The organism is Ensifer sp. Root1252 (assembly GCF_001425885.1).
Classification (GTDB): domain Bacteria; phylum Pseudomonadota; class Alphaproteobacteria; order Rhizobiales; family Rhizobiaceae; genus Ensifer; species Ensifer canadensis.
In genome coordinates this window covers 355,541-379,876 of the sequence record NZ_LMDT01000012.1, presented here as the reverse complement: position 1 = coordinate 379,876, position 24,336 = coordinate 355,541, and the positions used below count along the sequence as shown (strand labels likewise).

Annotated in this window: 21 protein-coding genes and 1 pseudogene; 11 read left to right on the top strand and 11 right to left on the bottom strand. The window is 62.8% G+C overall.

Going from position 1 to position 24,336, the window contains the following annotated elements:
• The first annotated feature begins 62 nt into the window (after nt 1–62).
• On the top strand, nt 63–551 hold the full coding sequence (locus ASD02_RS14330; RefSeq protein ID WP_025427534.1) for a RidA family protein: 489 nt from the start codon (nt 63–65) through the stop codon (nt 549–551).
• Nucleotides 552–766: 215 nt separating this feature from the next.
• Here the strand turns inward: ASD02_RS14330 and ASD02_RS14325 are convergent, their stop codons facing one another.
• Nucleotides 767–2,212 carry a phospholipase D family protein gene (locus ASD02_RS14325; protein WP_158268924.1) on the bottom strand — a complete coding sequence of 482 codons (1,446 nt, stop codon included), beginning with the start codon at nt 2,210–2,212 and terminating at the stop codon, nt 767–769.
• 684 nt (nt 2,213–2,896) lie between these two features.
• On the opposite strand from ASD02_RS14325, the gene ASD02_RS14320 reads away from it, so the two are divergent.
• Nucleotides 2,897–3,778, top strand: a complete 882-nt coding sequence (locus ASD02_RS14320; RefSeq protein ID WP_057220789.1) for a hypothetical protein — start codon at nt 2,897–2,899, stop codon at nt 3,776–3,778.
• Here the strand turns inward: ASD02_RS14320 and ASD02_RS14315 are convergent.
• The gene (locus ASD02_RS14315; RefSeq protein WP_025427537.1) at nt 3,775–5,292 is read right to left on the bottom strand and encodes a M81 family metallopeptidase; all 1,518 of its coding nucleotides are present in this window, start codon (nt 5,290–5,292) and stop codon (nt 3,775–3,777) included. The genes ASD02_RS14320 and ASD02_RS14315 overlap by 4 nt on opposite strands.
• 422 nt (nt 5,293–5,714) lie before the next feature.
• Entirely contained in the window at nt 5,715–6,509 is a 795-nt protein-coding gene (locus ASD02_RS14310; protein WP_244494219.1) for a transporter substrate-binding domain-containing protein, read from the bottom strand.
• A gap of 248 nt (nt 6,510–6,757) precedes the next feature.
• Here ASD02_RS14310 and ASD02_RS14305 point away from each other — a divergent pair, with 248 nt between their 5' ends.
• The gene (locus ASD02_RS14305) at nt 6,758–7,675 is read left to right on the top strand and encodes a LysR substrate-binding domain-containing protein (protein ID WP_057206207.1); all 918 of its coding nucleotides are present in this window, start codon (nt 6,758–6,760) and stop codon (nt 7,673–7,675) included.
• A gap of 64 nt (nt 7,676–7,739) precedes the next feature.
• Here the strand turns inward: ASD02_RS14305 and ASD02_RS14300 are convergent.
• The 3 genes and pseudogenes from ASD02_RS14300 to ASD02_RS14290 form a co-directional block, all read right to left on the bottom strand.
• Nucleotides 7,740–8,955: pseudogene (locus tag ASD02_RS14300) on the bottom strand (TCR/Tet family MFS transporter).
• A gap of 646 nt (nt 8,956–9,601) precedes the next feature.
• Nucleotides 9,602–10,075, bottom strand: a complete 474-nt coding sequence (locus ASD02_RS14295) for a VOC family protein (protein WP_025427541.1) — start codon at nt 10,073–10,075, stop codon at nt 9,602–9,604.
• Nucleotides 10,076–10,286: 211 nt separating this feature from the next.
• On the bottom strand, nt 10,287–12,245 hold the full coding sequence (locus ASD02_RS14290; protein ID WP_025427542.1) for an elongation factor G: 1,959 nt from the start codon (nt 12,243–12,245) through the stop codon (nt 10,287–10,289).
• 275 nt (nt 12,246–12,520) lie between these two features.
• Between ASD02_RS14290 and ASD02_RS14285 the strand changes: the two genes are divergently transcribed.
• A complete protein-coding gene (locus tag ASD02_RS14285; RefSeq protein WP_025427543.1) occupies nt 12,521–13,204 on the top strand; it encodes a glutathione S-transferase family protein in 684 nt (227 codons plus the stop codon).
• A 40-nt stretch (nt 13,205–13,244) separates the two neighbouring features.
• Here ASD02_RS14285 and ASD02_RS14280 read toward each other — a convergent pair whose 3' ends face one another.
• Both ASD02_RS14280 and ASD02_RS14275 read right to left on the bottom strand, forming a co-directional pair.
• Nucleotides 13,245–14,108: a hypothetical protein gene (locus ASD02_RS14280; protein ID WP_025427544.1), complete on the bottom strand. Its 864-nt coding sequence runs from the start codon at nt 14,106–14,108 to the stop codon at nt 13,245–13,247.
• Complete coding sequence (locus ASD02_RS14275; protein ID WP_156408405.1) at nt 14,105–15,049, bottom strand: alpha/beta fold hydrolase; 945 nt, start codon at nt 15,047–15,049, stop codon at nt 14,105–14,107. Before ASD02_RS14275 ends, ASD02_RS14280 begins: the two co-directional genes overlap by 4 nt.
• An 87-nt stretch (nt 15,050–15,136) precedes the next feature.
• Between ASD02_RS14275 and ASD02_RS14270 the strand changes: the two genes are divergently transcribed.
• From ASD02_RS14270 to ASD02_RS14260, 3 genes are all read left to right on the top strand, one after another.
• Entirely contained in the window at nt 15,137–16,186 is a 1,050-nt protein-coding gene (locus ASD02_RS14270) for an aldo/keto reductase (RefSeq protein WP_025427546.1), read from the top strand.
• A gap of 378 nt (nt 16,187–16,564) precedes the next feature.
• The gene (locus tag ASD02_RS39760) at nt 16,565–16,969 is read left to right on the top strand and encodes an antitoxin Xre-like helix-turn-helix domain-containing protein (RefSeq protein ID WP_025427547.1); all 405 of its coding nucleotides are present in this window, start codon (nt 16,565–16,567) and stop codon (nt 16,967–16,969) included.
• The gene (locus tag ASD02_RS14260) at nt 16,966–17,655 is read left to right on the top strand and encodes an RES family NAD+ phosphorylase (protein ID WP_025427548.1); all 690 of its coding nucleotides are present in this window, start codon (nt 16,966–16,968) and stop codon (nt 17,653–17,655) included. Before ASD02_RS39760 ends, ASD02_RS14260 begins: the two co-directional genes overlap by 4 nt.
• Nucleotides 17,656–18,148: 493 nt before the next feature.
• On the opposite strand, the gene ASD02_RS14255 is transcribed toward ASD02_RS14260, so the two are convergent.
• Nucleotides 18,149–18,640, bottom strand: coding sequence for a hypothetical protein (locus ASD02_RS14255; RefSeq protein ID WP_025427549.1), 492 nt, complete (start codon nt 18,638–18,640; stop codon nt 18,149–18,151).
• A gap of 364 nt (nt 18,641–19,004) precedes the next feature.
• Nucleotides 19,005–19,925 carry a LysR family transcriptional regulator gene (locus ASD02_RS14250; protein WP_025427550.1) on the bottom strand — a complete coding sequence of 307 codons (921 nt, stop codon included), beginning with the start codon at nt 19,923–19,925 and terminating at the stop codon, nt 19,005–19,007.
• Nucleotides 19,926–20,165: 240 nt separating this feature from the next.
• On the opposite strand from ASD02_RS14250, the gene ASD02_RS14245 reads away from it, so the two are divergent.
• The 3 genes from ASD02_RS14245 (at nt 20,166) to ASD02_RS14235 (ending at nt 22,409) form a co-directional block, all read left to right on the top strand.
• Nucleotides 20,166–20,576 (top strand): cupin domain-containing protein, encoded by a 411-nt coding sequence (locus ASD02_RS14245; protein WP_025427551.1) that lies wholly within the window; start codon nt 20,166–20,168, stop codon nt 20,574–20,576.
• A gap of 89 nt (nt 20,577–20,665) precedes the next feature.
• Complete coding sequence (locus ASD02_RS14240) at nt 20,666–21,655, top strand: aldo/keto reductase (RefSeq protein WP_025427552.1); 990 nt, start codon at nt 20,666–20,668, stop codon at nt 21,653–21,655.
• Between the two features lie 13 nt (nt 21,656–21,668).
• Nucleotides 21,669–22,409 carry an SDR family oxidoreductase gene (locus ASD02_RS14235; protein WP_025427553.1) on the top strand — a complete coding sequence of 247 codons (741 nt, stop codon included), beginning with the start codon at nt 21,669–21,671 and terminating at the stop codon, nt 22,407–22,409.
• A 192-nt stretch (nt 22,410–22,601) separates the two neighbouring features.
• Here ASD02_RS14235 and ASD02_RS14230 read toward each other — a convergent pair whose 3' ends face one another.
• Nucleotides 22,602–23,552, bottom strand: coding sequence for a LysR substrate-binding domain-containing protein (locus ASD02_RS14230; protein ID WP_057220787.1), 951 nt, complete (start codon nt 23,550–23,552; stop codon nt 22,602–22,604).
• 149 nt (nt 23,553–23,701) lie between these two features.
• Here ASD02_RS14230 and ASD02_RS39755 point away from each other — a divergent pair, with 149 nt between their 5' ends.
• Entirely contained in the window at nt 23,702–24,325 is a 624-nt protein-coding gene (locus tag ASD02_RS39755) for a DUF4180 domain-containing protein (protein ID WP_082555549.1), read from the top strand.
• Nucleotides 24,326–24,336: the final 11 nt, after the last annotated feature.

Here is a 24,336-nt window from a genome sequence, read left to right as displayed (position 1 = left end):
GTTCAATCCTGCAGGCCGTGAGCGTCGGTTGCTCACGGTCCTCTCGGAGCCAAGAGAAAATCATGTCACGCGACAGCAAGCATCTGCTTATCGGAGGGCTAATCATCATGAGCATGGCAGTTCCCACTGCGACGACAGCGAATGAGAATGATCTCAAGCTGACCATCGTCAATCCGCAAAACCTCTACGACCCGACGCCGAACGGCTACAGCACGGCGGTGATCGTGCCCCGTGAAGGCCGGGTTGCCTACATCTCCGGACAGGGCGGCCAGGACAGCACCGGCGCCCTGTCGCCCGACTTTGCCGTCCAGGTCAGGCAGGCCTACGCAAATCTGCGCACCGCCCTCGATGCGCTCGGCGCCAAACCGGATCAGGTCGCCAAACTCACGGTCTTCGTGGTCGATCACGACATGTCCAAGCTCGAGGTCCTGACCAAAAACGTCAAGGAAATGTTCGGCGCGTCCCTGCCGGCGCAGACGCTGATCCCCGTCCCCAAGCTTGCCATCGACCCCATGCTCTTCGAGGTCGAAGCCGTCGTCATGCTGAAATAGCGGCGGCGACGCATGAGGCGCGATTGGCAACTGTGTGAGCGGATACCAATGGGTACTTACGGGGACCGTCGTCGCGCCAACAGGCACGCAACTGCTCTAAGAGGCGCGTCTGCGGAGATTCTTCCATGCTTCAGCGCGCGCTCACGTCGTCGCGCCGTTTACGGCCCAGCAATGCCGGGACGTCAGGCTGCACGCCGGTCGCAAAGCGATCGGCGTCAAACTTGCGAGTCGATCGGCAGGAGTTTCACGAGGTCGGCGATGAGCCGCCGGCGGAATCCCGTTTCGGGCTCGTCGCCGTAGCTGACGATCTCGCCGTCCCGCACCGTCTTCCAGACGATCGCGCCATTAGGATCAAGGAAGACGTGGTAGCTGTTGGCGGGCGCGACGCCGGTCGCCATATAGGCCGTCAGCCTCGAGGCAAGCTCCGAACTCTCGATATACAGGCCGGCTTCCGTGTTGATTACCGCGGATCGCGGGTCGAGGTTGAAACTGCCGATGAACACGGCCTTGTTGTCGAAGACCATGGCCTTGGTGTGCAAGGCCGCCCGCGACCGCCCGGAATGGTGCGACCAGCCTGACCGGAATGCGTCGGTGTCCGCGCGCAGTTCGTAGAGCTCCAGGCCGTTCTCGAGAAGGCGCCTGCGGGTCTTGGCATAGACCGAATGCGCGGCGATCTGGTTGTTCGAAGCGAGCGAGTTGGTCAGCACGCGCACCCGAACATGGCGCTCGTGCAGCGCCTTGACGATCGCCTGCGCCCCGGCGGGCAAGGCGAAATAGGGCGCCTCGACGAGCAGTTCCTCCTTCAACTCGGTGACCCGCCCGCGAATGAAGGCGGTAACGTCGTCGGCCGCCTTGCCGCTGGCGATTGCTTCCGGGTCGTCGGCGATGATCCGCCCTGGCGCCCACACGAGACCGTCGCGCAGCTCGGCGCTCCGGGTCGCCAGCTCGCCGAGATCCTGGTCGATCGGATAGGGGTATTCGGCGGCGGCAATCTCCTGGCGCAAGCGGGTCAGAATGGCGTCGAGATCGGCGGCGCCATAGGTGCGCTTGACGATGGTCGCGATCGGCCTCGTCGAGGCGCTGTTCCAGTATCGGTCGAACACCCCCGACAGATCGTCCACAACGGGCCCGACCGCCAGCACATCCAGATCGCGAAAATTGGCGACGGTGTTCACGCCATAGTAGTCGTCGCCGATATTGCGGCCGCCAACGATCGCCGCCGAATTGTCGGCCACCATCAGCTTGTTGTGCATGCGGCGGTTGACCCGGCGGAAGTCGACAAGGAAGTCTAGCCTGGACCACCTCCGGTTCTTGGTCGGGTTGAACAGACGGATTTCGACGTTGGGGTGGGCGTCGAGGGCAGCTTTGACCTGATCACTGGCCTTGTAATAGGGATCGTCGACCAGGAGCCGCACCCTGACCCCGCGATCGGCCGCCCGCATCACCCGGTCGACGATGATCCGGCCGGTTGTATCGCCGTCCCACACATAATACTGCATGTCGAGATGTTTCTCGGCCAGGTCGGCCAGCGCCAGACGCGTGATGAAGGCATGTCGCGCCTCGCTCAAGAGGCTAAAGCCGGAGAGGCCAGGATGCGCGGCAGCGGCCGGGCTGAAGAACTGGCTCAACCGGGTTAACGCGGTATGCTCGAACCCCGTCATGGCCTTCATCTCTGGTTAGCGGCGGCGGCGCCTAACGCATGTCGCGCAAAAGTGCGCCGCGGTTTTGCGATAACGACATGCGTAAAAACAAGAACTTAGAGCGCGGCAAGCGAATCCTAGAGATTGCTACGCGCTTTAGCCCTCTTCAAGAAGCTTCATGATCTCCGCCTTCATCGTCGCGTCGTCTTGGGAGGCGAGAATCGATTGATGTAGCCGGTTTTGCGCAGATCGAATTCGACCAATCCACGTCGCCAGAGTTGACCAATCTCGGTATCGACACGTCGGCAGTCGACCCAGTCATCGCTCTGGACGCACCCAATTTGGCGTGAGGGAAAATGCGCCAATGGACAGTGGGCGCGGCATGTTTTCCCCGTCTATATTGGGCTGAAACGATAACACGGTTCAGATGCAATGTCGTCACCGTTCACTGTGGGCGGTGCGAGCGAGGGTGCCGACTGGGGGATGATGGCGATTCGCGGCTGGCGATCGTCGTGCAGCGAAGGTGACGGGATCACGCGGCGAGATCAATGCGCTTGCTGAGCGAGGCCTCGGCGCTGCCCTCCCTTCCAGCCGAACTCAATGACTTTTCCGCTCGATGCAGGAAGGAGGCGAGGCTGAAATTGTCGCAAGCCACCGCTCGCTGTCCGCCCCCTTTTATCAAAATACTAACGCCCTGGTTGCTAAATGGACGAACGCACTCCCTCTCGTTACCGGTGGGATCTTCTGCCGCAGGAGTGGCCGGTTGCCGAGGTGCCGATAGCCATGTGGCCATTCGAAGATGACGTGTATCCGGAAGGGTATTTGCTGCCTGTGGATGTGACCGGGACACCACTGCGATGGAGGGACTTCGGGCGGCGGCACGGGGTTGCCGTTCTGCATTATGGGCACTACGGGCTGTTCGCCGCCGACAATGTCCGGCTGCCGGTTGGTACGCGCGGTCGGGTGCGCCTTGCGCCCCAAGGCCCTCATTGGCGGCGACCGCTCAACGATCATAATCGCGCCTGGTCCAGCGCCGCCGTGGCAATCCCGGTCCACTGGCGTTGGGGCACGCTGACGATAGGCCCCGACGATGTCGTGTTTGAGGACGATCAATCGTTGCCGGAGTACATGTTGCAAGGCCGCAACGAACGCCTCGATTACGATCTCTGCCAAAGTTCCGAGATCCGAAACCTCGCCCTGACAATGGAAGGGTGCAACGCGCTTTACGGCTTGCTCGTTGAACGACATTGGGCGCGTTCTCCCGACGATGAGAGCTGCTCATATACGCGGAAAGGCGCGGCCAGGCTGCTTGCAAAAATTCGCGGCCTCGGCGAGACATTCTATGATTTCACTAGTCCGGGCTGGCTGTGTTACCGGGGCTATGCGGCCGAGCACGAGAGGATAAGCCGTCAGCTCGAACGGCTCGGTTGGCACGATGTTACCGAGAAACCCGCCTCCCTGTCGGCAGACGGAGCTGGTGCGTCTGACGGGATGCCGGAGCTTCTGCGAACAATGGCGCTTTTCGTGGTCGGCACCATGGTCGCCTTTTTCATCCTGCTCGCCATCACAATACTCGCCCCGGTCTAGCGCGCCGCCACAATCTCTGCCTCCCTATCCAGCGGATAGATCGGCCGGCGCACGCGTTTGAATGCCCGTGCCCCGATATTGGCGGTGCTCAGACCATCGGCGTCGACCTCGATGATATCAGACGCGATCGGGCCGAAGGCGGCGCGGAAATGTTGCTGCGACTTGACGACGACGATGTCGTAGCGGGCGGGCTCGATGCCGACGGCGCGAAACAGGTTCTGGTCGAGCAGCTGCTGCCGCTCGCTCGAAATCAGGATGTCGATGCCTGAGACATGGAAGCGCACGCTTGGGCCGAGCGACGCCGGCAGGCCCTGGAACATCGGCCCTTCGAAGATGATCCGGCCATCGGAGATCGCCTGCACCGTGCCCCTCACCCGGATCGGCCCGCCGCCGACCGCAGGGTCGATCTTGCAGCCGAGCGTCACCTCCCGCTCGGCGCCGAGGCCGGCTTCGATCAGTTCGGCCACCACAGCTGGGTCGCACATCGCCCCGAAGGCTGCGTTTTCGACACCCGCCTGCAGCAGGCCTGTGAGCAGGCAGGTGGAATCGCTGTAGGCGCCGCAGCCGGGATTGTCGGAGAAATCGGCGATCACCAGCGGCCCGGGCTCGCGCTTGGCCGCGAAATGTTTCGCGATGGCGCCCGGCAGCGCGGCAAGCGGCAATTGCTGGTCCTGATGCTCGCGCCGCCGCCAGATCTCGTCGCAGAGCCGCTCGGCGTGCGCAATGGCATCGGCGTCGGCAACCCGCGCCTTGTCGTAGCAGATCACGGCAGAAGGTCCGGTGTTGTGGATGTCGGCGTCGTAGAAGCCGGCATTGATGGAGGTCGCAAGGATCCCATTCTCCTCAGCGATGGCATCGGCGATCTCCAGGAGTTCGGTCATGGCGCAGGCATGGGTCGTGCGGCCGTCGTTGCAGCCATTGATCATCGGCGGCTGGCGGATGGCGATGGCGGGCGTGATCTCCCTGCGCATCGCCGCCTCCAGCAGCGCGCCGGCCTTGTGGCCGCACTCGGCCATGTCGACATGCGGATAGGTGCGGAACGACACGGCAATGTCCAGCAGCGCGGCCATGTCAGGCGCGGAATTGGCATGAAGGTCGAAGGTGGCAGCGATGGGCAGATCGGACCCGACGATGCCTCTGACCGTCTCTAACAACTGGATCTGCGCATCGTCGGCCGTTTCGGTGCACATGGCGCCGTGAAAGACGATGAAGACGCCGTCGAGTTTTTCGCCGTTGAGCGCCGCCGTCACATCTTCGACGAAGCGCAGCCGCGTTTCCTCGTCGACCCTTCCGCCGGGCTCCGCCCGCGCCGCCACCGTATAGACCGACTCCCAGCCATAACGATCGCAACAGTCGATGAAGCCGCCGATTTCCGAATTGGTGCCGCGGCAATTGTCCTCGATCGCCGCGCCCTTGAAGTAGTGGCACATCTGAAAATCTTTAAAGCCGGTCTTCAGCTTCGAGAACGTGTTGGTTTCCTGGTTGAACTCGAGAACGGCGACCTTGAAGCTCATCGCATGCACTTTCATGTTGGGACTGGGAGAAAATCGAGGAAACGGGCGCCGGGGAAGCGCGAACACCCCGGCGCCGCGCCCACCGCTTGCCGCGCCCTGCGCTGAGCGCAACGCACAACACGCGAATTCCTTGTGAGAGGCGTGCAACACACCCTGACCCTCTCCCCGCAGGCGGGGAGAGGGAACGAGGCCGCCACGCGCGCATCACCTTGCGCACTCATTCACTGTTGCGAACGTTGCGGGCGCGGCAGCGACGCCGTCACCTTGTCGTGACAGAAGAGAAAGCTGAGAGGGCTGGCGGCTGTTGGGGTTGCGAGCGGGTGCCGCAATGTCCCTTCCTCCCGCATGCGGGGAGAAGGTGGCCGGCAGGCCGGATGAGGGGCTTCGATGAGCCAATAACGATCCTGCTCTAGCCCCTCGCCTCACCGGAAATATTCGGTCGTGCTCTTCGGCCGCGCCATGATGTCGAAGTCGAAATACTGTTTGCGGATCTTCTCGTAGGTGCCGTTCGCCATGATCGCCTCCAGCCCGGAATTGAGCTTGGAAAGCAGCGCCTCGTTGCCCTTGCGCACCGCCATGGCGTTGCCCTGGGCGGTGTCGAGAATGAAGCTGTCGCCGACGAAATCGCAGCAGCCGCTGTCGTCCTTGGCCAGCCAGTCGGTCAGCGCCATCTGCCCTTCGAGGATCAGGTCGAGGCGGCCGTTGGCCATGTCGAGAAACACTTCGCTGAGCGTTGGATAGAGTTTTATCTCGCTGTCGGGAAAGAACTCCTGCAGCGCCTCGACCGCCACCGAGCCGGACTGCGTGCCGATCACCTTGCCCTTCAGCGCCTCCGGTGAAACTTGCGCCAAGCCCAGGTCCTTGCGGGTGATGAAGCGCATGGCGTTGAAGTAGTAGGGCTTGGTGAAGTCGACTTCCTTCTTGCGGTCCTCGTTGATCGCCATCGAGGCGATCATCACGTCGAACTTCTTTGCCTGAAGGGCGGGAATGATGCCGGACCACTCGTTGGTGCTCCACACGCATTCCATCTTGATCTCGGCGCAGACCGCCTGGCCGATATCGTAGTCGAACCCTTTGACCTCGCCGCTCGCCGTCACATAGTTGAAGGGCGCATAATCGCCTTCCGTGCCGATCGCCAGCTTGTCCGCCGCAAGGCTGGTGCCAGCCATCGCACAGGCGAAGAACATCGCTGCCGCACTCATGAACTTCTTTTGCATCTCGTTCCCTTTATTGTTCTTCTCGGCGCCTCCCGGAATATCGCTCGCAAAGCCGCACACCGGGTTACACCCAATGCGGATTTCGCTTGTTATTCCGTAAACTTGCTGCCGATCGTTGTTGCATTTTCGCTTTATTATTCATCGACAATGGGGGATGCGGCAGCGCTTCGCAATGTCAAAGAAATAATCCCAGCCATCCAAAAAATTCATATATACTTGAGCGATTGAACCGCCTTCCGGAGAAACCCATGCGCGATCTGCCGAGCCTGAAATCCCTGCGCGCCTTCGAAGCGGCGGCGCGCAATGGCAGCCTCACGGCGGCGGCAAACGAGCTCTGCATCGGCCAGGGCGCCATCAGCCACCAGATCCGAATTCTCGAAGACAATCTCGGCCTCAGCGTGTTCGTCCGGAAGCAGCACGGCGTCGAACTGACGCCCGAGGGTGCCCTGCTCTTTGCCTCCTGCAACCGCGCCTTCGACGATCTCGAAGGCGTCGTCCAGCATATCCGCCCGCGCAACACCCAGAAGATCCTGCGGGTCAAGGTCGGGCCGTTCTTTTCGATGAAGCTGATTGCGCCACGCATCTCTGAGTTTCTGGCCGAAAATCCCGGCCTGCAGATCCACCTCTCCCACCTCGAAACCAACACGCCCGCCTCCGGCACCGCCGACGTCATCATCGACTATTGCCTGCACCCGCCACCCGCCCGGTTTTCGCAGCGGCTCTTGCGCGAGCGCCTGGTGCCGGTCTGCGGCAAAGCCACTTGGGAGGGGCAGGCCGACAAGCACGATCTTCTCTCGGGCAACCGCCTGCACTATCGCGGCCTTCAGGAATGGCAGAGCTGGATCGCCTCCTCCGGCCTCCGGCTTTCGCCCAGCCGCCAGGACCTGATCTTCGACGACCAGCACATCATCCTCGAGGCGGTCAAGGAAGGACAGGGCGTCGCCCTCGTCGACCGCACTATGGTCGAATATGAGCTCAGAACCGGACAGATCTGCCTGGTGCACGACCACTATTACGAACCGGCAGAGACCTACCAGTTCGTCTGCCAGGAAGAGCTGTTCCGTACCAAACCGGTGACCAAGAGCTTTCTCGGCTGGCTGCTGCAGGAAATCGACGAGCGCCAACGCCGCTATGCCGAGATTGCCCCGGCCGGCTCCGCTGGCTAAGGCGCGGAGTGGCCGTGACGGGGCAACCGTACCGCTCCGCGACCACTATGCAGCCGACGCGATCTCACCCTCGGGATGACGACGTCGCTGGGCCGGCGTCAGGCAGCGAATGCCCATACCGCAGACCGAGAACCAGGGGCACGGCGATCGCATAGATGACGACGACCGTAAGCCAGATTGCACCGGGCCATTGCTCCCGGACGACGAAATAGAAGCTTGAGAACGCCAGCGGCGCCACGATCGAGGCGAGGCTGACGGCCGACGTCAGCACGCCCTGGAACTGGCCCTGCTGGTCCTCGTCGACCTGCCGGGTCGCCAGGGATTGCAGCGCCGGCGTGCCAATGCCGCCAAGCGCGAAAACCGCCATGATCGCGAAGATCATCCAACCCTCTGTCGCAAACGCCATGACAACAAGCGCAAGACAAACGCCAGCGATGCCCGTCAGGATGGTGGCGCGCTCGCCGAGCAGTTTCACGACCGGACCGGGAAGGAAGGCCTGGGCAAGGGCCTGGCAGACGCCAAAGGCGCCGAGTGAAAGGCCGATCCAGAGCCCGTTCCATTGAAAGGTGTCGCTGCCCCAGAGCGCCCAGCAGGTGCCATAAGCGTCGCCGGTGGCGCTGAAGATGAAGAAGGTGAGGATGACGGGAAAGCAGGCTCTTCACAGAAAACACCCAGCGCAGCGGCCGAAGCGGGTTCAGCGCTGCAAGATCGATCTTCTCCCGGCTCGGCGCGCGCGACTCCGGCAGGATGAAGAACGCCAGCAGCAGATTGAAGCCGTTCAGCACGGCCGCCGCGATGAATGGCAGCCGCAGCCAAGTGTCGCCCAAAACGCCGCCAAGCACTGGGCCGATGATGAAGCCGATACCGAACATGGCGTTGAACAGGCCGAAGCGCCGGGCGCGCTTATCCTCCGGCGAGATGTCGGTGATGTAGGCTGATGCCACCGACATGTTGGCGCTCGTCAGGCCGGCGATCGCGCGGCCGATGAAGAGCATCCAGAGATTGGGTGCAAAAGCCAGGAACAGGTAGTTGATGGCGGCACCGCCAAGCGAAATCAAGAGCACCGGCCGACGGCCCAGCCGATCGCTGAGCGCGCCGAGCACCGGCGCAAAGATGAACTGCATCACCGCGTAAAGTGCGGTCATGATGCCGATATAGGGGGCGACGTTGTCGGCGTGGGTCACCTCCTTGAGCAGCGAGGGCAGGATTGGAAAGATGAGGCCGATGCCGATGGCATCGAGGACAATGGCAGTAAAGATGACGATGAGGGGTCTGGTCATGACAGGTTCCGATGGACGCAAGCATGCGGACGCCGCCAGGCGCCATGAGCTCACGATAAGGCCCGACAGAGGTCAGGCGTTTGATGTTCTGGGAACCGCTGGCCGATCCATACGTCAGGCGTACGGATGGCGTGTGCTTGACCGCCTGGACGTGAATTCGTCCACCTGTTTACTCCGCCACTGAGCGGATCAAGGGAAGCAGTCGCTTTTCGCGATGGGCGATATTTACGCCAGACGATTGCGCGCGGCAAGCCCCCTGCTGCTGGCGCGTGGTGGCTGGCAGCTTCTTGCCAGGCGTCGGTTTGGACCTGGCCCTGCCAAAACGGCGGCACCAATGCGTCCGTCCTAGTCCTGCCTTCTTTTGGAAAGAACGCGCCTCCGGCCCGACAGCGGAGGACTTGCGCGCCATGGCCACGACCCGGCATCCTCGGCTGCCGTGGCTGAAAGCCAGATTGTAGGCCGTTGTGTTGAGGTAGCCGGCTGCGTCTACGCAGAGCCGCCATTTGCCGCGGCTGGTGAGGCCGCAGGCGCCTGTTGCGCTCGCGCGGTCCTCTGAAGGTGGATGGAAGGACAGAGCAACCATCTGACCAGCTCGCGCCGCCCGGCGCGCTTCACGCCAGGCGCGTCGCCCGCGAAAGGGATGGTCTCAGCCGCGGCGCGCCGCTTCGATCGCCGCCACGTCAATCTTCCTCATGGTCATCATCGCGTCGAATGCACGCTTGGCCTCAGCACCGCCTATGGCGAGCGCATCGGTCAGCACGCGCGGCGTGATCTGCCAGGACAGGCCCCATTTGTCCTTGCACCAGCCGCATTCGCTTTCCTTGCCACCGTTGCCGACGATGGCGTTCCAGTAGCGGTCGGTTTCTTCCTGACTGTCGGTTGCGATCTGAAAGGAGAAGGCTTCGCTGTGTTTGAACGTGGAGCCACCGTTCAGGCCGATACAGGCAACACCCGCAACCGTGAATTCAACGACCAGCACATCTCCCTGTTTTCCATCCGGATAATCTCCAGGCGCACGGATCACAGCGCCTACTGCGCTGTCGGGAAAGGTCGCGGCATAAAAGCGGGCCGCCTCCTCCGCGTCCTTGTCGTACCATAGGCAGATCGTATTCTTGGCCATTGTGTCGTCCTCTCACTGTTCGTTGCCCAATCCGGCCTGAACGACTTGAAGTAGGAGGAAAACCGCCTGTCTCCAGCCCGGACACCCAATTTGATGGGAAAAATGAGACAAGCCGGCCAGTTTGCCGAACCGTTTGCCTGGCGCGGCCCGGAGCCTCGCCGCATGGGCCGCCGAGGACTATGCCGGAGCGAAAGCCTGGTCCGTGCGCGACCTACCCAGCCTGCGCCGTCCCATGAGAATGGATCACCGCCTCGGCCTCCTTGCCGTAGAGCTCCTCGAAATGGTCGAAGTTCTTGGAGAAGTAGCCGATCCCTTGCGTTGCCGAACGCAACGCCCGCGCCAGCTCGTCGAGCGCCGAGCCCGGCACCAGGGCGCGAAAAACGTCCCAGCCCTTGGCCGCCTCGTCGCGGTCGAAGCCGAGCACCTGGCCCTTGAAGGTCGAGACAACCGGCACCAGGCTGCCGGAATAGATCGACGGGATGTGGATCTCGACGCGCACCACCGGCTGCATCAGCACGGCGGAGGCCTGCGACAGCGCCTGGCGCACGCCCATCTTGGCAGCAGCCCGGAAGGCGAATTCGGAGCTGTCGACCTGATGGTGCTGGCCATCCGTCAGCGTCACGCCGACATCGATCACCTGAAAGCCGAGCGGCCCCTTCTCCATCGCCTCGCGTGCGCCCGCCTCGATCGCCGGGATGAAGTTGCGTGGCACCGCGCCGCCCTTCACCGTCTCGTTGAAGCTGAAGCCGCCGCCGCGCTGGTTGGGGTGAACACTGAGCTTGACGTCGGCAAACTGCCCCGCCCCGCCCGTCTGCTTGCGGTGGCGGTAGTGCACGTCTGAGGGTTTGAGCACCGTCTCGCGATAGGTCGGGCTCGGCGGCCTATCGGTGACGCCGACATGGAAGACATCGGCCAGCGTCTTGCAGAGATCGCGCAGATGCACCGGCCCCTGCACGCAGATCAGCTGCGCGCCTGTGCCCTCCTCCTGCATCACCTTGAGGCTGCGATCGGTCTCCGCCAGCTTCGCAAGCGTACCGGAAAGCTTGGTCTCGTCGCGCTCGCTGTCGGGCACCAGGATGCGCTCCAGCATCGGCGTCGGCGGCACCGTCCAGTCAGGCGCCTCGGATGCGGCAGTGCCGGTCAGAAGCGCCGGCACCGGCAGGTGGTCGGATTTGACGGCGGCAAAGATCGTGCCAGGCTCCGGTGTCCCTGTGGCAAGCGGTTTTCCGGTCGCCGGGTCCTGCACCGAGCCGACACCGCCGCCGCCGAGTGCCGCACCCTGTTTGATGCCGTTTGAAAGCGCGCGGACAAGCACGGTCTTGCCGACATTCTGGCGGTGATAGGCATGAAAGCTGACGGCAGCGAGGTTCGCTTCGGGAACCTTGCTCGCCTCGCCGAGCCTTTTTCGCAGCGTGTCGACCGGCGGCGCCTCGTGCCTCAGCGCCTTCATCAGCCGCAGGATGCCGTTGCTGTGGCTCGCCGCGCCGACGAGAACAGGGATGATCCGGTTTTCCCTGAGCAGCCGCGAGGAGATGGCATAGATCGTGTCGCTGCCGGGCTCGCGATCCTCGATCAGCTCTTCGAGCAGCCAGTCGTCGAATTCCGAGAGATGTTCGAGCAATTCGGTGCGCGCTTCCTTCTCGCGCTCCAGCGTCGTATCCGGGATCTCGATCAGCGCCGAGGTCTGGCCCTCGCGATAGCGCCAGGCCCGCTCGGAGATCAGGTCGCAGCTGCCGACGATCCTGTCGCCTTCGCGGATCGGCACCTGCCGCAGGATCAGCATGTGGCTGGAATAGTCCTGCAGCGCGGCGATGACATCCCGCAACCGGCCGCGCGGCTCGTCCATGCGGTTGACGAAGATGATGCAGGGCGTGCCCGATGCTTCGATCACCTTGAGATAGGGCGCTGCCAGCACCGCCTCCTCCGGCGCCGGCGAGACGCAGAGCACGCAGGCGTCGCTCGCCAGAAGCGCGTGCTGCGCGTGCGCGAGCGCCTCGGTGCCGCCGGGCGCATCGAGCGCGCACCAGGCTTCCTTGCCGATCTCGAATTCGGTGATGTTCAATCCATAAGGTGACGTGGCCTTTCTGGAGCTTTCCCCCAGCGCAGCCAGTTTTTCCACCAGCGTGGATTTTCCGGTCTGCGAAGGCCCAACTACCGTGAAGCAGCGCATCGGCGATCCTCCCCTGTTGCGGAGCGCCGTGCGTTTCGACGCCCTGCCTTCTATTAAGTCTAGCGCATCTTTTGGGCTTTCAATGGCCTTGGGCAAAAACGGAACACGAACCGTGCTTCAAAGCACGCCACTTGGCGTTCGCAACACTCCAAAAACTGATTGCATAAGTGCATCAGTTTTGCCATAAGTTCCCCAGTAAAATCCGACCCATCAGCGTTGCGCCGGGTTACCGGACGCAACGCCCGCCTGAACCGTCAGCATCGGAGATTGTCCGCATGTCGCTCACGCTTTATCTGCATCCGCTCGCCTCATTCTGCCACAAGGTGCTGATCGCGCTCTATGAGAACGATACACCCTTCGAGCCGAGCCTGGTCGATCTTCTGGATCCCGTGGAGGCGGCCCGTTTCGCTGAGCTCTGGCCGGTCGGCAAGATGCCGGTGCTGCGCGACAGCGCCCGCGATGTCACCATCCCGGAGACGTCCATCATCATCGAATATGTCGATCGCCATTACCCCGGCAGCCAGCCGCTGATCCCCAGGGATAGCGACGCGGCGCTACAGGCGCGGCTCTGGGATCGCTTCTTCGATCTCTACATCCATGTGCCGATGCAGAAGATCGTCACCGACACGCTGCGCGCCCAGGGCGAGAACGACCATCGCGGTGTCGCAGATGCCCGCGCTACGCTCGGCGTCGCCTATCGCATGGCCGACCGGCATTTCGCAATCAACGCCTTTGCCGGCGGTGCCGCCTTCAGCCTTGCAGATTGCGCCGCGGCCCCCGCACTCTTTTATGCCGGAATTGTCGAGCCCTTTGCCGACGCCTATCCGCATCTCTCCGCCTATTTCGAACGGCTGCTCGAACGCCCTTCGATGACCCGCGTGCTGGCCGAGGCGCGCCCCTATTTCCACATGTTTCCCTATAAGGATCTCATGCCCGCGCGCTTTCTTGCCGGGGCCTGAAACGGCCTCGAAACCGCCGCCCGCCGTCGGACGCCGCACCCTAGAATTGTGGTTGCGGCTCGGCCTGCCCGCTGCCTTCCGGGCCGCTGTCCCTCGCCTTCGCCGGCTGCAGAACCTCGAGCGTGCGCACCAGCTCCCAGGCCGCCTGAAGTTCGGTTTCAAACAGCGCGATGCTGACATCGATCGGCTCAAGCCTCGCGCGCGAAGACGGTATTTCCCGGCGGCCGATCTCGTCCTGTACCCGGTAGAGATCGGCGCGAAGCGCATCGACATTCAGTCCGAGCGAGTGCAGCACGATGTTGATCTTGCGTTGCAGGTAGCCCCGCGAACCGGCGCTGAGCTCCGAGCGCAAACCCAGGATCGACAGAAAATTGACGAGGAAGAGATAACCGTCGGCCCCGAGATCGGCCTCAGGATAGCGCGGCAAGGCGCGCAACGTCTCGGAAAAGCGTGGCCGCGAGCACAGGAAGATATCGATCCGGAACGCCGTGTCGATCAGCTCGGTCCATTCCGCTTCATCGAGCGGGCCAAGCTCACTCAGTTCATGGTCAAGGTTGAAATAGGGCATCGAGCGCCTGGCGAGGATGAGCGCCAGCCGGACGGTAGAAGGCGACATCGGCGAGCCGCGCGCGGCTTCCGCCTCCGCCAGGCGCACGATGCCGGCGTCCGGCACGCCCCGTTCGATCTCGCCCCGGCTTGCCAGATATTCGTAGCGCAGCATCGACGTCTGGAGATAGGCGAGCCAGGCAAGCCGCACCTGTCTGGATGCGGCCCAGCGCGCCAGAAGATAGCCGCTGCCGACAACGGGCAAGTTGTAGAGGCGCAGATCGTGCCGCTCGAAGCAATTGTGCTCGAAACCGGCAAAGCTCTCCAGCGACAGTTGGGGGCTTGCCACGTCGCTCACCGCAGGCACTCCTCGATGTCGTCGAGTACCCGGCGATAGCCGGCATCGCTCTTGCAGACATCCGTGTGGTTGCGACGATCAACGGTATTGAACGGCGGATCCTGCGCAAAATCGCCGGGTTCGACGATATTTTCATACTGGCCGATCGTGATCTTGGTCGCGACCAGACATCGCAGTCGGCCCCGCGCCAGCCGCGTCAACGTCCCGGCTTCGATATCCCTTATGAAGTCCGATTTAGGCCGAAGGTCTTCCAGGATCGGTGCCTTGTAGAGCAGGCCGCATCGCAGCGCCGCCAGTATCCCGTGCCCCACCATCATCCCGCCCGCGTTGTGCAGCGCGTTCGATCCCTTGTGAGCAGGCGCAAAGAGCAGAAGCTGGATGTGATCCGCATAGGCGTCGTTGGCGCGGGCGAGATCCAGCGCCACCTGCCGCATGATCGCGCCACCCAGCGAATGCGCCACCACGACGACCCGGTCGTAGATGAAGGGCTGCCGCTGCGCTCCGTAATAGATGTAGCGATTGGAAAATTCGGCCGGCTCGGCCAGCAGCTTGCGAAACAGATCGAGCACCCAGCGACTGATCACACGCGCCCGGCTGCGCACGCTGTCATAACCGAGGAAGAGAACGTCCGCAGAGGAAAAAAGCGCATCCCGCCGGATATAGGCACTGGCATTGTGCCACGTCGCCTCCGCGGCGCCGGTAAAACCGTGCAGGAAAACGACCAGCGTTCCGGGCGTATCGAGGCACCAGAAGGCCGAACTGCCCACGCCGAAATCGATCCGGCCGAGACAATAGTGATTGCTCATTGCCCGCCCTTCCAACGCCTCTCCGCCCGCCATGATACAAGGCATTGCCCGATCAAGCGATGCATCTATTATAAGTAGCATTGCGGCGCCGCACGCGCGGACGTTCTCCCGTTCGACGCGGAGCCGACGCCTCATCCGCACCGTCACCTTGTTCCGCCTCGCTCCGCCCCTAATTTGTCACCCAACAGCAAAGGCCGACACCACAGGGAAGAGGAAAGCCAGATGGAATACCGACTGCTTGGCCGCTCCGGCCTGAAAATCTCGACGATCACCATGGGAACGATGACGATCGGTGGCGGCGGCAAGTTCGCGCAGGTCGGCAATGTCGGTCTCGACGAGGCGCGCCGCTATGTCGACATGTGCCTCGATGCCGGCGTCAACCTGATCGACACCGCCGATATCTATTCCACCGGCGGCTCGGAGGAAATTATCGGCGACATCCTCGCCGGCAAGCGCAAGAACGGCGTGCTGGTTGCCACCAAGGCGCGTTTCAACATGGGGCCGGGCCCGAACGACGGCGGCCTCTCCCGCCACCACCTGATTGCCGCCTGCGAAGCGAGCCTCAGGCGGTTGAAGACCGATGTCATCGATCTCTACCAAGTGCACGAATGGGACGGCCAGACGCCGCTCGAAGAAACGATGGAGGCGCTCGACACGCTCGTTCGCCACGGCAAGGTGCGCTACATCGGCTGCTCCAACTATTCCGGCTGGCACATCATGAAGGCGCTCGGCATCAGCGCGCTCGACCGCCGCCACCGCTTCGTCAGCCAGCAGATCCACTACACGCTCGAAGCCCGCGAGGCCGAATACGAACTGCTGCCGATCAGCATCGACCAGGGCCTCGGCGTGCTCGTCTGGAGCCCGCTTGCCGGCGGCCTGCTGTCGGGCAAGCACCGGCGCAACCAGACGCCGGAGGGTACCCGCCAGCTCGCCGGCTGGAACGAGCCGCCGATCCGCGACGAAGAACGGCTGTGGAAGATCGTCGACATGCTGGTAGCGATATCAGGCGAGCGCGGCGTCTCGCCAGCCCAGATCGCCCTTGCCTGGCTGATCGACCGCAAGGGCGTCACCTCCGTCATCATCGGCGGTCGCCGGGAGGAGCAGTTCCGCGACAACCTTGCCGCCGCAAGCCTCAAGCTTACCGATGAGGAGCGCGAACTGCTCGACGCCGTCAGTCTGCCGCCGGTCATCTATCCCTACTGGCACCAGCTGCGCAGCGCCAAGGACCGACTTGGCGAAGCCGATCTTTCGCTGCTGGGCCCGCATGTGTGAGAGCACGCTATTGCCAACGCGGCGAAGCGCGTTGCCCCTCATCCGGCCTGCCGGCCACCTTCTCCCCGCATGCGGGGAGAAGGAAACCCGCGGCGCCCTACCCATTCACATCGCGCCATACCAAAGCCTCCCGATCACCATGAGAGGGATCGCCGAGTTGCAACCCACTCTGTACCGCGTCCCCTCTCCCCGCCTGCGGGGAGAGGGTTAGGGTGAGGGGCCAATCTGCGACAGCAGTGAGTGGCAAAACTGCGAGAGCCCGGCGAGAACCCACCCGGCCACGCGTCGCTGTCGGACACCACACCTCCCCTTGACTTCCAGCTCAAAACCCCCATTTTATATCATATGATACGGCACGGGATTTCATAGGAGACGTTCATGCCCAGCGCACAGCCGGTTCTTGCCCCCGACCGCGACGCGGCAAGACATGAGGAAGCCGTCATCGTCAGGGCGGTGGTGAAGGCCTGCGACCTGTGGAAGCTGACCAACCGGGAAGCGTCGCAGCTCTTCGACGTGCCGATCGCCACCTGGAACCGGATGAAGGCCGGCGACTTCAAGGGCAAGCTCGACCAGGACAAGCGCATGCGTGCCAGCCTGATCGTCGGCATCTTCAAGGGCCTGCGGCTCTATTTCAACGGACCGCTGACCTATCAATGGCCAAAGGCGGTCAACACCGGGCCGGTCTTCGACGGCCAGTCGCCGGTCGACCTGATGATCGAGGGCGGCATACCCGCGATGATGAAGGTGCGCCGCTATCTCGATGGCCTGCGCGGCGGCCTATGATCGCCGAGATCGATTTTACCGATCCGGCCACCATCCGGCTGATCTCGACCGCCTATATCGACGAGCCGGCCGTCAAGCCGCTCTGCGACGACGAGGACGACATCGAGATCCTCAACCGGCTGGAGGCGCTGACATCCGCGCGGCTGAGCCCGCTGGCGCTACCCGCCGGTGTCAACCCGGCGGAGCTTCTGAACGAATCCTTCGGCTACGGCTGGTCGCTGATCAACGCCGCCTTCTGCCACGCCCGCCCGCCGGGCAACCGCTTCAACAACGAGGACCGCGGCGCCTGGTACTGCGCCTTCGGCGACACCGCGCTCGAAACCTGCCAGGCCGAGATCGTCTATCACCGCACCCGCGCGCTTGCCGACGCCGGTATGTTCCAAGACATCGGCGCCTACCGCGAGCTGATCGCCGGCTTCACCTGCCGTTTCCACGATGTCCGCGGCGAAACCGATGCTACCTATCTCGACTCCGACCCGACCCTTGCCTATCCGGCCGGTCAGGCACTCGCCGCCACTGTCTACGCGGAAGGCGGCAACGGCCTGATCTACCCCTCCGCCCGTCACCTCTCAGGCGAATGCATCGCCGTCTTCCGCCCCGCCGTCATCCAGAACATCCGCCAGGGCCAAACGATCACCTTCGAGTGGAAGGGTTCGCCCGAACCGACGATCCGGCGGGAAGGCTGAGGGTGCCGCAGCGGAGCTGCGGACGCAAAGTCATCTGTGATGCGGAAAGATCTAAATCCACTGACTGCCTAAAAACTCCCTCATTCCGGCCTTGTGCCGGAATCCAGCCAGCCCAAGTCCTTGGGCTGAAAGGTCTTTTGACCTGACAGCCGCCAAGTCGCTGGATGCCGGTACACGGCCGGAATGAGGGAGAGCAAGTCGCGCGCTCCGCCCTGAGCGGAACGGTTCGTCGGAACCAACCACTCAGCACCGGGGCTCGGGAATAGGTCGAAACGCCATCAGGCGGTAAGTTTGGAATGCCGGGAATGCGCTACTGCATGTTTCCTTAGATCCTATTCGATTTAAGGATAAAAACATGCAGCAATTCAAAGTGCTACAGCGACCTTTGCGCGTCTAATAAGACGCGCGGCGCTGTAGCAACGCACGCGACATCATCAATGCGCAGATGCACCACGCTCCCGCTCGCGGTCCATTCGAGCTTGTCAGGGCGTGATTACTGAGCGGCCTGGCAAGCCCTCAGGGCCTTGAAGGCTGCGTCGGTTCCGGCCAATTTTACGACAATGGGATTGCCGCCCTGGGGCGTAATCGTCACAGCCTTCTTCTTGGCCAGGTCATAGATGAAGTCAGCATTGTTGACCCATACGAACGCGCCGCGATAGCCGTCTATGGCTTGGCCCTTCGCCTCGCCGCTGAACTGCTGGCCATCGACATCGAACAGGACCGCAAGCTTTTCGTTTGCAGCAACATTAGCATCAGCTTTGGTGTAGAGCGCCATGTAGCCACGCAGCGCGGCCGTTGCATCGATGCCCATCTGAACTTGTGTACCGTCTGCGTTTGATTTTGTGATCAAGCATCCTGGCCCCATGTTGTCCTTCACGAGAATGTCCCAGCCGGCTTCTGAACCGTATTTGGTCTGGGCCATCACACCGGTTGCAAGGAGGGTCGAGAACGCCAGCGTCAGTCCAATTGCAATCTCCGTTTTCATAGCAATCTCCTTATGTTTAACAGGAATTACCAAGCCAAGCGCGGAAGGACGCCGTTTATAGCAGCGCCCAACAGGCTGCGCTGCAACGGCTTCAACACGAGTTTGCGCGCAGGAGAAAAGCGAGCAACTGCGGCTTTCTAATGGAAACGGGCGAAATACTATCGGCGCTGTCGCCTGGATTGCACCGGCAATCAAATAATTCGGTGGATTAACCCTTCATTAATCTTGGAATCGCCGAAAAATTGATAACGTGAACGTGGCTGCTTGCTTTTGGGCACCGCTGCCAATCGTAAGGCATTGAGGCAACCTTAGGGCGTCCGGCAACGGGCGCTCTTTGCGTGTAGCTCTTGAAAAGTTTCAACGATCACGCCTGCTGGAATGACTTGTGACGCGGACCCCGATACCGCAGCGCGTCGGCAATCAATGCAAATGCGGGCGACGTTTGCCGGCGGCTCGGGTAATAGAGGTGGTAGCCGGCAAAGGGCGGGCACCAATCTTCCAGAACCTGCACCAGCTGGCCCGAGGCGAGATAGGGCGCGACGGCATCTTCAGGCAGGTAGGTCAGGCCCAGCCCGCCAAGGGCCGCGTTCAGCCTGAGCGCGATGTTGTTGAAGACGAGTTGGCCCTCGACCCGCACCTTCACCTCGCGGCCTTGCCTCTCGAATTCCCAGGCATAGATGCCGCCATGGGTCGGCAGGCGCAAGTTGATGCAATTGTGCTCCGTCAGGTCCTGCGGCATTAGCGGCATTTTCCGTGTGGCGAAATAGGCGGGTGCGCCGACCACCGCCATGCGCATGTCGGGCCCGATGCGCACGGCGATCATGTCCTTGGCCACCTGCTCGCCGAGGCGCACGCCGGCGTCGTAGCGCTCCGAGACGATATCGGTCAGGCCGTAGTCGACGATCACCTCGACATGAACATCCGGATAATCAGGCAAGAGCCGCTCCAGCGCCGGCCAGAGGATGCGATCGGCCGCATGCTCGCCGGCGGTGATGCGGATCGTACCCGCCGGCTTGTCGCGAAACGCGCTGAGCGCTGCCAGTTCCTGGTCGATCTCATCCAGGCGCGGCCCAATCGACACCAGCAGCCGCTCGCCAGCTTCGGTCGGCGAGACGCTGCGGGTCGTGCGCGTCAGGAGCCTCAAGCCCAGCCGCGCCTCGAGCCCGCGGATGGTGTGGCTCAGCGCCGACTGTGAGACCCCGAGCTGCGCTGCCGCCTTCGTAAAGCTCCGTTCCCTTGCTACAGCAAGGAAGGCGATGAGGTCATTGATCGGCTGGCGCGGCATTCATGAATTCCCCTCATAAGCTCGTGCGATATTTACCATCTAATCCTGATCAATCCCACGCCCTAAATTGCTGCTGCATGTTTCCTGAGATCCTATTCAATCTAGGGATAAAAACACGCAGCAATTCAAAGTGTTACAGCGACCTTTGCGCGTCCAATAAGGCGCGCGGCGCTGTAGTGACGACAGCGACGACGTCAGGCCCGACCACGGCCGCGTCGCCATTTGCAAAGGATCGACGCCATGAACATCAAACGAAGCGGCTCGCAGCCCTCGGCCAAGGGACCGGCGGATTATTTCACCGGCACGGTGCGCATCGATGCCCCCTTCAACGGCTCGTCCCCTGCCCGCGTCGGTGGCGCCACCGTCACGTTCGAGCCCGCCGCCCGCACCGCCTGGCACACCCATCCGCTCGGCCAGACACTGATCGTCCTATCCGGCCTTGGCCGCGTCCAGCGCGAAGGCGGTCCGGTCGAGGAAATCCGCCCCGGTGATATCGTCTGGTTCGAACCGGGCGAGAAGCATTGGCACGGCGCCTCGCCTTCCGCCGCCATGACCCATGTCGCGATCGCCGAAGCCCTCGACGGCAAGGTCGTCGACTGGATGGAGAAGGTCAGCGATGCGGACTATGGCGCCGAAATCAGGGCCGACTGATCGCCATCTCCCGGAGCGCCCTCGCCAGCCCGGCCGTGTGCGCCATTTCTAGCCCAAAGACATCATCATTCGAGACAAGGAAAAGCCCCATGGAAAAGCGCACACTCGGCAAAAGCGGCCTTGAAGTCTCCGCCCTCGGCCTCGGCTGCATGGGCCTCAGCTACGGCTATGGCCCGGCAACGGAGAAGCAAGCGGCAATCGCCCTCATCCGCACCGCGTTCGAGCGCGGCGTCACCTTCTTCGACACCGCCGAGGCCTATGGCCCCTACCAAAACGAAGAACTGCTCGGCGAGGCGCTCGCGCCGATGCGCAACAAGGTGGTGATCGCCACCAAGTTCGGTTTCGACTTTGACAACCAAGGTGGCCAGAGCGGCATGAACAGCCGGCCGGATCAGATCCGCAAGGTCGCCGATGCGGCACTGAAGCGCCTGAAGACGGACGTCATCGACCTCTTCTACCAGCATCGTGTCGATCCCAATGTGCCGATCGAGGACGTGGCCGGCACGGTGCAGCGGCTGATCAGCGAAGGCAAGGTCAGGCATTTCGGCCTTTCCGAAGCCGGCGCCGAGACCATCCGCAAGGCCCATGCGGAACAGAAGGTCGCTGCACTCCAGAGCGAGTATTCGCTGTGGTGGCGCGAACCGGAGGCCGAAATCCTGCCGCTGCTCGAAGAGCTCGGCATCGGCTTCGTACCCTTCAGCCCGCTCGGCAAGGGGTTCCTGACCGGCGCCATCAACGCCGACACCACCTTCGACGCCAAGGATTTCCGCAATGTCGTGCCGCGCTTCACGCCGGAGGCGCGCAAGGCCAATCAGGCGCTGGTCGATCTCCTGGGCCAGATCGCTGCCCGCAAGGGAAAAACGCCGGCGCAGGTAGCACTCGCCTGGCTGCTGGCGCAACAGCCTTGGATCGTGCCGATCCCCGGCACCACCAAGCTGCCCCGGCTCGAGGAAAACATCGGCGCCGCGGCCGTACGGCTGACCTCGGACGATCGCGGCGAAATCGACGATGCGCTCGCCAAGGTCACCATCGAGGGCGATCGTTATCCGGCCCACCTGCAGGCGCGCGTCGGCCGCTGAAGAAGAGGCAACAATGACAGAGAATATCAAGGACAAGGTGGTCGTCATCACCGGCGCCAGCAGCGGCCTTGGCGAAGCGACGGTGCGGCGGCTTGCCGGTGACGGCGCCAGGCTGGTGCTGGGCGCGCGCCGCATCGACCGGCTGCGGGCGCTTGCCGACGAGCTATCGCTCGGCAAGCAAGCTGCCGTTCAGACCGACGTAACGTCGTTCGAGGAGGTCAAGCGCCTGGTCGATCACGCCGTCCGGCTCCATGGCCGCATCGACGTCATGCTCAACAATGCCGGGCTGATGCCGCACTCGCCATTGGAGCGCTGCAAGGTCGAGGATTGGGACCGCACCATCGACGTCAACCTCAAGGGCGTGCTCTACGGCATCGGTGCTGCACTTCCTCACATGAAGCAGCAGAAGAGCGGCCACATCATCAACGTCTCCTCGGTCGCCGGCCACAAGGTCGGCCCCGGCGGTGCCGTCTATGCCGCCACCAAACACGCCGTACGCGTGATTTCCGAGGGGCTGCGGCAGGAGGTGAAACCCTACAATATCCGCACCACCATCATCTCGCCGGGGGCGGTCGCGACCGAACTGCCCGACAGCGTCACCGAGACTGATGTCGCCGAGAATGTCCGCGCGCTCTACGAGCGTATCGCCATCCCCGCCGACAGCTTTGCCCGCGCCGTGGTCTACGCCATGAGCCAGCCGGAGGATGTCGACATCAACGAGATCCTGTTCCGGCCGACCAGCCAGGAATATTGAAGCCGCGGGAGGGTGGCGCCTTGCCGCCCTCCTCTCGTGATCCCTTCGATCGCGCAAGCTGCTTCCTGCGCAAATACCGCTACAACGACCTCGGCAGCAAGACGCCGCGCCTCTCGACGAGACGCGGCGTTTTTCTTTTGCGGGTGGCGCAACGAGGAGAACCGGGCGAAAGCACCTGTCGAGGCAGCAGCGTCAGCCGGCTGCTACGGAGGCAATTGCCGCCGGTTTCGCTCCCTGGCCAACCTCGCCCAGCATCCAGTCGCAAAACGCCAGAACCCGCGGATCCTGGCCAGAGCTTTCGGGATAGACGAGGTGATAGGCATAGTCCTCGGCGACGCTGACGCCGATGTCGAACAGCTGCACCAGCCGTCCCTCGGCAAGTTCGTTGCGGATCATCGCGAGATCGACAAGGCCGACAGCGCCACCATCGATAACGGCCTCGACCACATGGCTGGTGTCGGTAAAGGCCACGCATCGGCTGTCGTCGAAATCATCGATGCCGGCAGCCGCCATCCACATGCGCCAGTTCGGCCACAGCATGCCTTCGGTATAGCATTCGACATGGCAAAGCGTCTGAGCGAAGAGATCGCGTGGCGTCTTCGGCCGTCCGCTGGCAGCGATCAGCTTCGGGCTGCAGACCGGGGCGATCACCGCCTCGAACAGGCGCTCAGACCGCGTCTGCGCATAACGGCCGGAGCCGAAGCGGATGGCGATATCGACATCGTCGGCGTCGAAATCCCTGACCTCGTCGCTGATGTCGAATGTCAGCTCGATCGTCGGGTTGGCGGCACGAAATTGCGACAGCCGCGGCAACAGCCAGTTGGTGGCAAAACGCGGGCTGAGCGACACGCGCAACTGCTGGGCGCCGCGCGCCATCCGGCGCGCACGGCCGACCGCCCGCTGCAGCGTCTCGAGCGCCTGGACCGCTGCCTCGAACACCACGGCGCCGGCCGGCGTCAGCTGGATGCTGCGGCTGGTGCGGGTGAACAGCACGAGGCCGAGTTGATCCTCGATTTCCTTGATCTGGTAGCTGGCCGCCGCCGGCGTCAGCCCGACTTCGTCGGCCGCACGGGTGAAATTGAGATGGCGACCGGCAGCCTCGAAGGTTCTGAGCGCGCGGGTTCCTGGCAGCATTCGGCTCATGGATCTTCAAGCTCCATTTAACAATGCATCGAGAACTACTTGTTTTTCAATGAGCGATCAATCGGTGATGATCGAAAGCATTGATGATCGAAGCCATCGGGACCGCAGATTTCCGTCTCGCGGCGCCCAAATTTCCATGGAGTGAACATATGTCAGTTGGCTTGACCCCGAGCGATGGGCGGGCAGATAGCGCTGCCCTTGCGCCCGGTCAGAACGACGCGCTGCATTGGCCGGCGCGCCTTTGGGTAGCGCTCTTCATCTTCAGCGGGGTGATCCTGCTCGACGGGCTCGATATCTCGATGATTGCCGTAGCGATCCCCGAAATCCAGCATGAGTTCGGTATCAGTGCAGCCACCGCACAATGGCTGGTCAGCGCCTATATCCTCGCCTTCGGCGGCTTCGCCATGGAACAGCTCGTCGAAATCGGAAATACGCGTGTTCTCAGATGCGCAGACGAAGGCGGCCTGCTGCGGGTCGCAGGCGACGCCAATGATTTTCTTGGCGATGCCTGGGCCCATAGTGCCGATATGCTCGCGATCCCGGTCACGCGCCTCGGCCCGGATTTCCTCAACCTCAGCACGCGCGTCGCCGGCGAGGTCTTCCAGAAGTTCGTGAACTACCGCATGAAATGCGCCATCGTCGGCGATATCTCTGGGGCGCTTGAAAGCAGCAAGGCGCTTGGCGACTTCGTTCGCGAAACCAACAAGGGCAATGCGCTCTGGTTTGTGCACGATTTCGATGCGCTTCGCCTCAAGCTCGCCAGCGCCGCCTGACCCAGCTTTCC

Excerpts from the sequence above, each read along its gene's own strand:
- ASD02_RS14330 (WP_025427534.1), top strand. The coding sequence starts at position 63 with ATGTCACGCGACAGCAAGCATCTGCTTATCGGAGGGCTAATCATCATG.
- ASD02_RS14325 (WP_158268924.1), bottom strand. The coding sequence starts at position 2,212 with ATGACGGGGTTCGAGCATACCGCGTTAACCCGGTTGAGCCAGTTCTTC.
- ASD02_RS14320 (WP_057220789.1), top strand. The coding sequence starts at position 2,897 with ATGGACGAACGCACTCCCTCTCGTTACCGGTGGGATCTTCTGCCGCAG.
- ASD02_RS14315 (WP_025427537.1), bottom strand. The coding sequence starts at position 5,292 with ATGAGCTTCAAGGTCGCCGTTCTCGAGTTCAACCAGGAAACCAACACG.
- ASD02_RS14310 (WP_244494219.1), bottom strand. The coding sequence starts at position 6,509 with ATGCAAAAGAAGTTCATGAGTGCGGCAGCGATGTTCTTCGCCTGTGCG.
- ASD02_RS14305 (WP_057206207.1), top strand. The coding sequence starts at position 6,758 with ATGCGCGATCTGCCGAGCCTGAAATCCCTGCGCGCCTTCGAAGCGGCG.
- ASD02_RS14295 (WP_025427541.1), bottom strand. The coding sequence starts at position 10,075 with ATGGCCAAGAATACGATCTGCCTATGGTACGACAAGGACGCGGAGGAG.
- ASD02_RS14290 (WP_025427542.1), bottom strand. The coding sequence starts at position 12,245 with ATGCGCTGCTTCACGGTAGTTGGGCCTTCGCAGACCGGAAAATCCACG.
- ASD02_RS14285 (WP_025427543.1), top strand. The coding sequence starts at position 12,521 with ATGTCGCTCACGCTTTATCTGCATCCGCTCGCCTCATTCTGCCACAAG.
- ASD02_RS14275 (WP_156408405.1), bottom strand. The coding sequence starts at position 15,049 with ATGAGGCGTCGGCTCCGCGTCGAACGGGAGAACGTCCGCGCGTGCGGC.
- ASD02_RS14270 (WP_025427546.1), top strand. The coding sequence starts at position 15,137 with ATGGAATACCGACTGCTTGGCCGCTCCGGCCTGAAAATCTCGACGATC.
- ASD02_RS39760 (WP_025427547.1), top strand. The coding sequence starts at position 16,565 with ATGCCCAGCGCACAGCCGGTTCTTGCCCCCGACCGCGACGCGGCAAGA.
- ASD02_RS14260 (WP_025427548.1), top strand. The coding sequence starts at position 16,966 with ATGATCGCCGAGATCGATTTTACCGATCCGGCCACCATCCGGCTGATC.
- ASD02_RS14255 (WP_025427549.1), bottom strand. The coding sequence starts at position 18,640 with ATGAAAACGGAGATTGCAATTGGACTGACGCTGGCGTTCTCGACCCTC.
- ASD02_RS14250 (WP_025427550.1), bottom strand. The coding sequence starts at position 19,925 with ATGCCGCGCCAGCCGATCAATGACCTCATCGCCTTCCTTGCTGTAGCA.
- ASD02_RS14245 (WP_025427551.1), top strand. The coding sequence starts at position 20,166 with ATGAACATCAAACGAAGCGGCTCGCAGCCCTCGGCCAAGGGACCGGCG.
- ASD02_RS14240 (WP_025427552.1), top strand. The coding sequence starts at position 20,666 with ATGGAAAAGCGCACACTCGGCAAAAGCGGCCTTGAAGTCTCCGCCCTC.
- ASD02_RS14235 (WP_025427553.1), top strand. The coding sequence starts at position 21,669 with ATGACAGAGAATATCAAGGACAAGGTGGTCGTCATCACCGGCGCCAGC.
- ASD02_RS14230 (WP_057220787.1), bottom strand. The coding sequence starts at position 23,552 with ATGAGCCGAATGCTGCCAGGAACCCGCGCGCTCAGAACCTTCGAGGCT.
- ASD02_RS39755 (WP_082555549.1), top strand. The coding sequence starts at position 23,702 with ATGTCAGTTGGCTTGACCCCGAGCGATGGGCGGGCAGATAGCGCTGCC.